General features: G+C 70.8%; 9 protein-coding genes. 7 read left to right on the top strand and 2 right to left on the bottom strand.

The features are described 5' to 3' along the window. Positions 1 to 1,633, bottom strand: a 1,633-nt coding sequence (locus ACTIDRAF_RS0213125; protein WP_280956883.1) for a 5'-3' exonuclease H3TH domain-containing protein, incomplete at its 3' end; no start/stop codon positions are given. 107 nt (positions 1,634 to 1,740) lie between these two features. Here ACTIDRAF_RS0213125 and ACTIDRAF_RS0213130 point away from each other — a divergent pair. Together ACTIDRAF_RS0213130 and ACTIDRAF_RS0213135 are read left to right on the top strand one after the other, a co-directional pair. Continuing rightward, a complete protein-coding gene (locus tag ACTIDRAF_RS0213130) occupies positions 1,741 to 2,160 on the top strand; it encodes a hotdog fold thioesterase (protein WP_052168820.1) in 420 nt (139 codons plus the stop codon). A gap of 74 nt (positions 2,161 to 2,234) precedes the next feature. After that, the gene (locus tag ACTIDRAF_RS0213135) at positions 2,235 to 2,672 is read left to right on the top strand and encodes an SRPBCC family protein (protein ID WP_016699195.1); all 438 of its coding nucleotides are present in this window, start codon (positions 2,235 to 2,237) and stop codon (positions 2,670 to 2,672) included. Between the two features lie 41 nt (positions 2,673 to 2,713). Here the strand turns inward: ACTIDRAF_RS0213135 and ACTIDRAF_RS0213140 are convergent, their stop codons facing one another. Then, on the bottom strand, positions 2,714 to 3,283 hold the full coding sequence (locus tag ACTIDRAF_RS0213140) for an adenine phosphoribosyltransferase (protein WP_016699196.1): 570 nt from the start codon (positions 3,281 to 3,283) through the stop codon (positions 2,714 to 2,716). A gap of 458 nt (positions 3,284 to 3,741) precedes the next feature. On the opposite strand from ACTIDRAF_RS0213140, the gene ACTIDRAF_RS28705 reads away from it, so the two are divergent. From ACTIDRAF_RS28705 to ACTIDRAF_RS0213165, 5 genes are all read left to right on the top strand, one after another. Continuing rightward, positions 3,742 to 5,478 (top strand): BCCT family transporter, encoded by a 1,737-nt coding sequence (locus ACTIDRAF_RS28705; protein WP_016699197.1) that lies wholly within the window; start codon positions 3,742 to 3,744, stop codon positions 5,476 to 5,478. Positions 5,479 to 5,982: 504 nt separating this feature from the next. After that, positions 5,983 to 7,509: a serine/threonine-protein kinase gene (locus tag ACTIDRAF_RS0213150; RefSeq protein ID WP_016699198.1), complete on the top strand. Its 1,527-nt coding sequence runs from the start codon at positions 5,983 to 5,985 to the stop codon at positions 7,507 to 7,509. Positions 7,510 to 7,711: 202 nt separating this feature from the next. Beyond that, positions 7,712 to 8,179: an SRPBCC family protein gene (locus ACTIDRAF_RS0213155; RefSeq protein WP_016699199.1), complete on the top strand. Its 468-nt coding sequence runs from the start codon at positions 7,712 to 7,714 to the stop codon at positions 8,177 to 8,179. Positions 8,180 to 8,321: 142 nt separating this feature from the next. Then, entirely contained in the window at positions 8,322 to 8,759 is a 438-nt protein-coding gene (locus ACTIDRAF_RS0213160) for an ATP-binding protein (protein WP_026066056.1), read from the top strand. Beyond that, on the top strand, positions 8,756 to 9,544 hold the full coding sequence (locus ACTIDRAF_RS0213165) for an RNA polymerase sigma factor SigF (RefSeq protein ID WP_016699201.1): 789 nt from the start codon (positions 8,756 to 8,758) through the stop codon (positions 9,542 to 9,544). Before ACTIDRAF_RS0213160 ends, ACTIDRAF_RS0213165 begins: the two co-directional genes overlap by 4 nt. Positions 9,545 to 9,574: the final 30 nt, after the last annotated feature.

The raw sequence follows: 9,574 nt of genomic DNA on the forward strand, positions 1-9,574 counted from the left end.
CGGCTTCGAGGCCGGCGAGCCGGTCGGCGTCGACGGCGATGCCGGCGGCCTCCAGCTCGGCGAGCACGCCGAGCAGCGGGAGTTCGAGCTCACCGAGCAGGCTCACCCCGTCCCGGACGGGGCCGCCGGCCACCGGGCCGGTCCCCTCCGCCGGTGCTCCCCACCGCAGCACGGCGTCGAGGGCGTCGGCGAGGTCACCGGTGGCCCTGGCGCGGACGATGGTGTCCCGCGCCACGGCCTCCTCCTCGTCCGGGCCCCCGAGGAGGGAGAGCTGGGCTCCCGTCTCGGGCTCCTCCCTGCGGAGTTCGCGGCCGAGGTGCCGGAGGACGAGATCGCTGAGCTCGAAGGACCGCTGCCCGGGACGCACCAGGTAGGCGGCGAGGGCCGTGTCGCTGGTCAGACCGCCGAGGGTCCAACCACGCCCCCGCAGGGCGTGCAGGGCTCCCTTCGCGTCGTGCATCGCCTTGGGGCGTGACGCGTCCGCGAGCCAGTCCGCCAGCGCCCGTTCGTCGTCCTCGGTGAGGTCCTCGGCGACCAGGTAGGCGCCCTCACCGCTGCCGGTGGCCACGGCGAGGCCCTCCACGTCGCCGGTGCCCCTCGCCCAGGAACCGCGCACGGCGAGGCCCACCCGGCTCCCCGGGGAGGTGTGCTCCGCCAGCCACTCGCGGACCGCACCCGGCTGGAGGCGGCCGCCCCGGACCTCGAACCCCTCATCGGCCTCCGGCTCGGCGCTGGAGAGGGTGTTGAACAACCGGTCGCGGAGAACGCGGAACTCGAGGTCGTCGAAGAGCCGGTGCACGGCGTCCCTGTCCCAGGGACGCATGGCGAGGTCGTCGGGCTCGACACCGAGGTCGACGTCCCTGGCGAGCTCGGTGAGCTGCCGGTTGAGCAGCACCGTGGCCACCCGCTCCCGGAGGTTGTCGCCCGCCTTGCCCTTCACCTCGTCGACCCGGTCGACCAGGGCGGCGAGGGAACCGAACTCCCGGATCCACTTCGTCGCCGTCTTCTCCCCCACCCCGGGGATCCCGGGGAGGTTGTCGGAGGGATCACCGCGCAGGGCGGCGAAGTCCGGGTACTGCGCGGGCCGCAGACCGTACTTCTCCTCCACCGCTTCCGGGGTGAAGCGGGTCAGTTCCGACACCCCCCGCTTGGGGTAGAGCACGGTGACCTCGTCGGTGACCAGCTGCAACGCGTCGCGGTCGCCCGTGCAGATCAGCACCCGGACGCCCTCGGCCGTCGCCCGGGTGGTCAGGGTGGCGATGATGTCGTCCGCCTCGTACCCCTCGACGGCGAGGGTGACGATGCCCAGGGCCTCGAGCATCTGCTTGATCAGGTCGACCTGGCCCTTGAAGTCGTCGGGCGTGGCGGACCGGTTCGCCTTGTACTCGGGGAAGCTCTCGGTCCGGAAGGTCTTCCTGGAGACGTCGAAGGCCACCGCGAGGTGGGTCGGCTGCTCGTCCCGCAGCAGGTTGATCAACATCGAGGTGAAGCCGTAGACCGCGTTGGTGGTCTGCCCGGCACCCGTCCGGAAGTTCTCCGCGGGCAGGGCGTAGAACGCGCGGTAGGCCAGGGAGTGGCCGTCGAGCAGGAGCAGTTGGTTCGGGTGCTGGCTGGCACCGTCAGTCACAGGCACGGCCGCCGAGTCTAGGGTGCCTGGACGACACCTTTGTGCGACGTCTCGCCCAGGAGGCCCCGGTGGAGCGCAGTACGCAGTCCCGTCCGAACCAGGAGAGTTCGTCGTTGGCCCGGGGCGGAGCCGCCGCCGGCCTGCCTCCACTGGCGTTCCCCGACGAGCAGCTGATCGACCGGATGGGCATCCACATCACCCGATGGGAGGAGGAGTCGGTGGAGGCCACCATGCCGGTGGCCGGCAACCGGCAGCCGTTCGGCCTGCTGCACGGCGGAGCCAACGCGGTGCTCGCGGAAACCCTCGGCTCCATCGCCGCGTCCCTGTACGCCGGTCCGACCCGGCTGGCGGTGGGGCTCGAACTGTCCTGCACCCACCACCGGGCCGTGACCGAGGGGCTCGTGACCGGGGTGGCCACTCCGGTGCACCGGGGCCGGACGACCGCCACGTACGAGATCATCGTCCGGGACGAGGCCGGCCGGCGCAGCTGCACCGCACGCCTGACCTGCGTGCTCCGAGACCGGCCGGCATGAGCGGCCCGGCCAGGGCCACCTCGTCCCGGCGCCGGCGCGCGCCCGCGAACGAGCAGACCGACAGGGGAGGACCTGTGGCGGAACAACGGATCTCGCTGACCAGGACGATCTCGGCGAAGCCGGACCGGATCTTCAACCTGCTCGCCGACCCGGGCAGGCATGCCCTGGTGGACGGCTCCGGCACCGTGCTCTCGGCCCGCTCCGGCGGACCGGAGCGGCTCTCCCTGGGCAGCACCTTCGGGATGTCGATGCGCCTGGGGATCCCCTACCGCATCACCAACACCGTGGTGGAGTTCCGGGAGAACGAGCTGATCGCCTGGCGGCACGCCGGGGGGCACCGGTGGCGGTGGGAACTGCGGGACAACGGGGACGGCACGACGGACGTGACCGAAACGTTCGACTGGTCCACGTCCCGCGCCCCCAAGGTGCTGGAGTTCGCTGGCATCCCGCAGCGGAACCTGCGGGCGATCAGGGCGAGCCTGCGCCGGCTGGAGGCGGTCATGACCGCCTGACGTGGTCGTGGCGGCGGTCCTCGGTGTGCCCGTGGACCGGGTCAGGCGCTCGCGGGCACCGTGCACAGCAGCCGCAGGCGGTGCTCGCGGAGCACCTGTTCACCGCCGAGCCCGTCGAGACCCACGATCACGCCCATGCCCCCGACCGTCGCGCCGGCCTCGGTGACGAGCCGGGCCGCCGCGGCGAGGGTGCCCCCGGTGGCGAGGACGTCGTCGACGATCAGCACCCGGCGGCCAGCCACAGCCCCGTCCCGCTGGATCTCCAGCACGTTCTCGCCGTACTCGAGCGAGTACCCGGCGCGGTGCACCTCGCCGGGCAGCCTGCCGGGCTTGCGGGCCAGCACGAGGGGGATCCCCATCCGACTGGCCAGCGCGGCTCCGAGGACGAAGCCCCGTGCCTCCAGCCCGAGGACGAGGTCGACATCCCCGCCGAAGGTCGCCTCGAAGTCGTCGACGACGTCCCGGAAGAGGACCGGGTCCGCGTAGAGGCCGCCGAGGTCCCGGAACAGGACGCCCGGCTGGGGGAAGTCGGGGTACTCGCGCAGGCTCCGCTCGACGCGGGCCGCGAGGTCGGACCCGGTCGGCGGCGGAGTGGGTTCGGCGGGCAGCATGGACACAGCGCGAAGGTACCCGACGGGTCACCCGGCCGGCGCACGAGCTGATCCGCCCGGCGCACGGGTGGGACCGCCCGGCGCGGAAAACGGGTGAGCGAGCCACCTCGCATTGTGACCCGGACAACCAGAATTGTCACGCTGCGCGCCGGAACGAATACCCCGGGTGTGGAATTTCGCGTGATTCGGGCCGCATCCGGGAACAGTGGGCGGGCGGCTCGGGTTGTGCGGTCTCGTACGCGCCGAGGATTCGCCCAACGGATAACGCTTTGCGGATAGGGGCATAACGAAGCGGTAATGCCGTGGGTGTTTTTCCGGCTACCACGCGTAGATAGCATTCGGATCACTTCACGACGATGTGACCTCGTGCGGCACTCGACGACTGCACTATGTTGTTTCTCCGCGTGTTCGGGAAGGCCCTGGACACTGAGCAGCCAACCATTGGGAGGCGCCCACTCGTGGCCACCTCAGCAGATTCGCCACCAACGGACCAGAAGATCGAGCCCGGCGGGAAGACAGGCAAGGGGCACATCGCCCCGCGCGTCTTCTACCCCTCGGCCGCCATCATCCTGGCCTTCGTGGCCCTGACGATGATCTTCCCGTCCCAGGCGGAGGAGATCATCGGCACGGTCCAGGGCAGCATCGTGGACGGCTTCGGCTGGTACTACGTCGCGCTCGTCTCCGGCTTCGTGGTCTTCTCCCTCTGGGTCGGTATCGGCCACTTCGGGGACATCAAGCTGGGCAAGGACGACGAGGAGCCCGAGTTCAGCCTCGCCTCCTGGCTCGCGATGCTCTTCGCGGCCGGCATGGGCATCGGGCTGGTGTTCTGGGGCGTCGCCGAACCGCTGAACCACTTCGCGTCGCCCAAACCCGGTGTGGAGGGCACGCCCGAGCAGGTCGGCCAGCAGTCGCTGGTGCAGACGTTCCTGCACTGGGGTCTGCACCCCTGGGCGATCTACGTCGTGGTGGGTCTGGCCATCGCCTACGCGGTGCACCGCAAGGGCCGCCCGGTGTCGATCCGCTGGGCGCTGGAGCCGCTGCTTGGCGACAGGGTCAAGGGGCGCTGGGGCGACGTGATCGACGTCGTCGCCGTGGTCGGCACCCTGTTCGGCGTCGCGACCTCGCTCGGCTTCGGTGTGCTCCAGGTCGCCGCCGGACTGGACTTCGTCGGCATCGACGGGGTGGCGGACAGCACGCCAGCGCTGATCCTGCTGATCGGCGGGATCACCGCGATGGCCATCTTCTCGGTGGTCAGCGGTGTCAAGAAGGGCGTCAAGTGGCTGTCGAACATCAACATGAGCATGGCCGCCATCCTCATGCTGTTCGTGCTGATCGCCGGCCCGACGCTGTTCCTGCTGCGGGAGTTCGTCCAGTCCATCGGCCTGTACCTGCAGAACCTGTTGCAGCTGAGCTTCGACGTCAGCGCCATGCAGGGTGAGGAGGGCGCGGCCTGGCAGGCGGCCTGGGCCACCTTCTACTGGGGCTGGTGGATCTCCTGGGCACCCTTCGTCGGCATCTTCATCGCCCGCATCTCCCGGGGCCGCACCGTCCGCGAGTTCGTCGCCGGCGTCCTGCTGGTGCCCACGGTCATCACCTTCCTGTGGTTCACCATCTTCGGCGGCACCGGCCTCTACCGCGAACTGTTCGGTGAGGGGGGCCTGGTCGTCGACGGGGCCGTGAACACCGAGGGCGCGCTGTTCGGGGTTCTCGGTGACCTGCCCGGCGGCATGATCGTGTCCGTCTTCGCGATCGTGCTGATCGTGCTGTTCTTCGTGACTTCCTCCGACTCCGGCTCCCTCGTGGTCGACATGCTGACCTCGGGTGGCAACCCGGAGCCGCCGACCTGGAGCCGGGTGTTCTGGTCGGTGGTGGAGGGCCTGGTCGCCATCGCGCTGCTGGTGGTGGGCGGAGACAGCGGGCTCGCCGCGTTGCAGACCACGGCGATCGTCATCGCGTTCCCCTTCAGCATCATCATGATCGGGATGTGCGTGGCGACCTGGCGCCAGTTCCACGAGGAACGCGAGTCCTGGCTGCGGGCCCGGCGCAAGCGGCAGCGCGAGGAGCTCACCGAGCACATCTCGCAGACGCTGATCGAGGACGGCTACATCGAGGAGCCGGACCGCTCCGACGAGGACGGCTCGTCCGCCCCCGCCTCGGCCAGGTCCGCCGACGGCGACAAGGACGTCAAGGCGTAGTTCGCGCCGCTCCGCGCGAGGAACGGGTCGGCCCCTCCCCGGGGTCGACCCGTTCCCGGGTGGCACCGCATCCGGTCAGCGGAGTGCTGCCCCCGACGCGAATTCCCGGCAGGACGGATTCCGTCGTCAACCGCGGGCGCGGACCGGCGGACCGGGAACCGCCACCGCCGCGCATTCCGGCTGATCGGCGTTCGTCGCGGGTCGGCGCCGTTTTCGCCAACCGTGTTCCTCCGCTGTGCCAACGCTCTCGGGCGGGTGCGCCCTGTTCCCCACCTCCATGGTTGACCGGTGCCGCCGAGCCCCCGGGATCAGTCACCGCGAGCGCTCCACACCGCTGGCGTAACCCGTTATCGGCCCCCTGTTCCGGGAACCGATCGGCTCGTTTCCGACTCTCAGTAGCATGTTCGCGCGCCGTCCGGCGATTTCCCGGGGCGCGGATCGATCCACTCACGAGACGACGTCGTTCGGTGCCCCCACCGGTGCGCCAACGGCCGGAGGTAGTCGGTGACCCACCAGGAGGACGCAGTCCGGAACCGGATCGTGGCGGGTCGGTACCAGTTGCGGGACGAACTGGGCCGGGGCGGGATGGGGATCGTCTGGCGCGCCGAGGACCGGGTGATCGGCCGGCAGGTGGCGATCAAGGAACTCCGGCTGCCCGACGGCATCCCGCCGGAGGAACGCGGCGTGTTCGAGGAGCGGGTGCTGCGGGAGGCCCGCACCGCTGGGCGGTTGAACGATCCGGCCGTGGTCACCGTCTACGACGTGGTCTCCGACGAGGGCATGACCCTGATCGTGATGGAGTTGATCGCGGCCCCGACGCTGTCCCAGGTCGTGCAGGGCCAGGGCCCGCTCCCGCCCCACCAGGTCGTGTCGATGGGCAGGCAGCTGCTGGCCGCGCTGAACACCGCGCACCAGGCCGGGGTGGTGCACCGCGACGTCAAACCCAGCAACATCATGCTGTTGCCGGACGGCCGGGTGAAGCTGACCGACTTCGGCATCGCCCAGGCGGCGGAGGACCCCAGGCTGACGACGAGCGGGACCCTGATCGGCTCGATGGCCTACATGGCGCCGGAGCGCATCAGGGACAGCGCCGCCACCCCCGGTTCCGACCTGTGGGCGCTGGGCGCCACGCTCTTCTTCGCCGTCGAGGGACGTGCGCCGTTCGAACGCCCCACGACGGCGGCCACCCTGCACGCGATCATGACGGAGGTGCCCTACCTCACCCGGTGCCAGGGTCCACTGGCCTCGGCGATCTCCGGGCTGCTCGTCGGGAACCCGGAGGGACGGCTGAGCCCCCACCAGGTGGGCGGGTTGCTCGACGCGGCCGCCGGCGGGACCGGTCCGCAGGGCGGGCCGGTGTCCGCGCCGCTCCTCCCGGCCGGTCACCCGGGGCCGGCCACCCACCCGTTCGGACAGCACTCCGGTCCGCTCGCCCCGGCGGCCCGCGGCTGGTCGTGGAAGCGGACGGGCATCACGCTCCTGGCCGCCGCGGCGGTGTTCGGCGCCGGACTGCTGACCGACCGCTGGCTGCTGACCGATCGGGAGCAGCCGCCCCCGCACCCGGCGATGGACGCTCCGATGAGCTACGGCCGCGACGGCGAGATCCCGGTCTTCGGCCTGACCGAGGACGAGGGGTCCTCCTGTTCGACGGGCGAGTTGCGGCCCGGTCAGCAGTACGGCGAGGCCGTGGAGTGCGACACCCCGCACGACGTCGAGGTCTTCACCAGCTGGAACCTCTTCTCCTCCTACGAGCGGGAGCCCGCCTTCCCCGCCTACCCGGGTGAGGACACCCTCGTCCGCATGGCCGTCGGGGCCTGCGGGCTGCACTTCGACTCCGACCTGGTGGCTCTCGGGGAGCGGGAGGACATCCGGTTCCGCGCGCTCGTTCCCACCCGGGAGTCCTGGGAGGAGAAGGTGCGGTCGGTCGCCGACGAGGACCTCACGCCCTCCGGGTCCTCCCGGGTGTACTGCGTCCTCTACTCCGGGTCAGGCGAACGGCTCACCGACCCGATGCGGGTCCGCGAGGAGTGAGGACGGCACCGGGCGTCCGGCGCTCCGGCGCGGCGTTCGGGCTCGCCCCGCGACGACGGCCCCGGGACCCCCTCCGGTGCGGGAGCCCGTCCGAGTGGCCACGACGGTTCGCCGCGGCATGTGCCCACCCACAGGTGTGGCGCCGGCGGAAGTGGGTAACCGGCGGGAGTGAGCAACCCGGTTCGTTGAGGAGTGATGTGCCATGACGTCCTACACCGAGACGGTCGACGTCGAGGTTCCAGTGCAGGCCGCGTACAACCAGTGGACCCAGTTCGAGAGCTTTCCGCAGTTCATGGAGGGCGTCGAGCGGGTCGTTCAGGTCGACGACACCCTGACGCACTGGGAGACGTCCATCGCCGGCGCCCGACGGGAGTTCGACGCCGAGATCACCGAACAGCACCCCGACGAAAGGGTCGCGTGGCGGGTGACCGACGGCCCGAACCAGTCCGGGGTGGTGACGTTCCACCGGATCGACGACCAGACCACGAGGGTCACGCTCCAGATGGACTACCAGCCCGAAGGACTGGCCGAGAAGGCGGGCTCGGCGCTGGGGATCGTGGGGTCCCGGGTGCGGGGTGACCTCAACCGCTTCAAGGACTTCATCGAGCAGCGTGGCAGGGAGACCGGTGGGTGGCGTGGCGACGTGCCTCGCGGGCCGCAGCAGGGTTGAGCACGGGGCCTCGGGTGACACCTGTGGCCCGCGGTGACACGATGATCAGCGGGTCCGCCGGCGGCACGGACGGCGGTCGGGCCACGGGCCCGAGGCGGGACGCCCACCGGTCACAACCCGAACGCGACGATGAGGTAGGTACGTGAGCCAGTCGCCAACACAACAGAACGGAAGCGCGGCCCTCGCCCCCCACTCGGTGGAGGTGCGGGTGGCCGCGCTGCCGCACCAGCTGCCGGTGCTGCGCGGGATCGCGGGTGACATCGCGATGCGGGAGGACTTCGACCTCGACTCGATCGAGGACCTCCGGCTGGCGGTGGACGAGGTCTGCTCGACGCTGATCCGCCTCGCCGTGCCGGACGCCACGCTGGTGTGCCGGTACGACGTGGCGGAATCCGCGCTGCGGTTCGTCGCCTCGGTGGTGACCGCCAGCTCCACGGGACCGCGTACCGACACCTTCGGGTGGCGGGTGCTGACGACGCTGACCAGTTCGATCGACAGCACCGTCGAGACGCGCGACGACGGTCTCAGTGTGGTACTGGTTGAGCTGGTGAAACAGCGAGGAACGGCGGTAGCCGAGTGACCGAGGCCCACGACCAGCACCCGGGCTCCGACGGTAACGGCGAGCGTTACGAGCACCTGACCCCGCTGTTCCACGAGCTCGCGGAGCTCAGCCCGGACGATCCGGAGCACGCGAAGCTGCGCGAGACGCTGGTGACCAGGCACCTCCCCGTCGCGAAGCACATCGCCAGGAGGTTCGGCAACCGCGGGGAGTCCCAGGAGGACCTCGTCCAGGTCGCGACGCTGGGTCTGATCAAGGCGGTGGACCGCTTCGACCCCACCCACGGGGCCGACTTCCTCTCCTTCGCGGTCCCGACCATCATGGGCGAGGTCCGCCGCCACTTCCGCGACACCGGGTGGTCGGTCCGGGTGCCCCGCAGGCTCCAGGAGATGCACCTGGCCATCAGTTCGGCCACCAGTGAGCTCTCGCAGACCCTGGGCCGGGCCCCCACACCCCGCGAGCTCGCCGAACGGCTCGACGTCCCGTTGGAGCAGGTCTTCGAGGGCCTGGCCGCCAGCAACGCCTACCGGAGCGCGTCGCTGGACGAGATGCTGCTCGACGACGAGACCGTCTCGCTCGGCGACTCCATCGGGCAGGAGGAACCCGAGCTGGAGATCGTGGAGTACCGCGAGACCCTGCAGCCGCTGCTCGCCCAGCTTCCCGAGCGCGACCGGCAGATCCTGCTGTTGCGGTTCTTCGGGAACCTGACGCAGACCCAGATCGCCAAGCGCATCGGGGTCTCGCAGATGCACGTCTCGCGGCTGCTCAGCCGCACCCTCGCCCGCCTGCGCGAGGCAGCGGAGTAGGGGCCCGGAGGTGGGCGCCGCCGTGGGCGG

This window comes from Actinoalloteichus spitiensis RMV-1378 (genome assembly GCF_000239155.1).
GTDB lineage: Bacteria > Actinomycetota > Actinomycetes > Mycobacteriales > Pseudonocardiaceae > Actinoalloteichus_B > Actinoalloteichus_B spitiensis.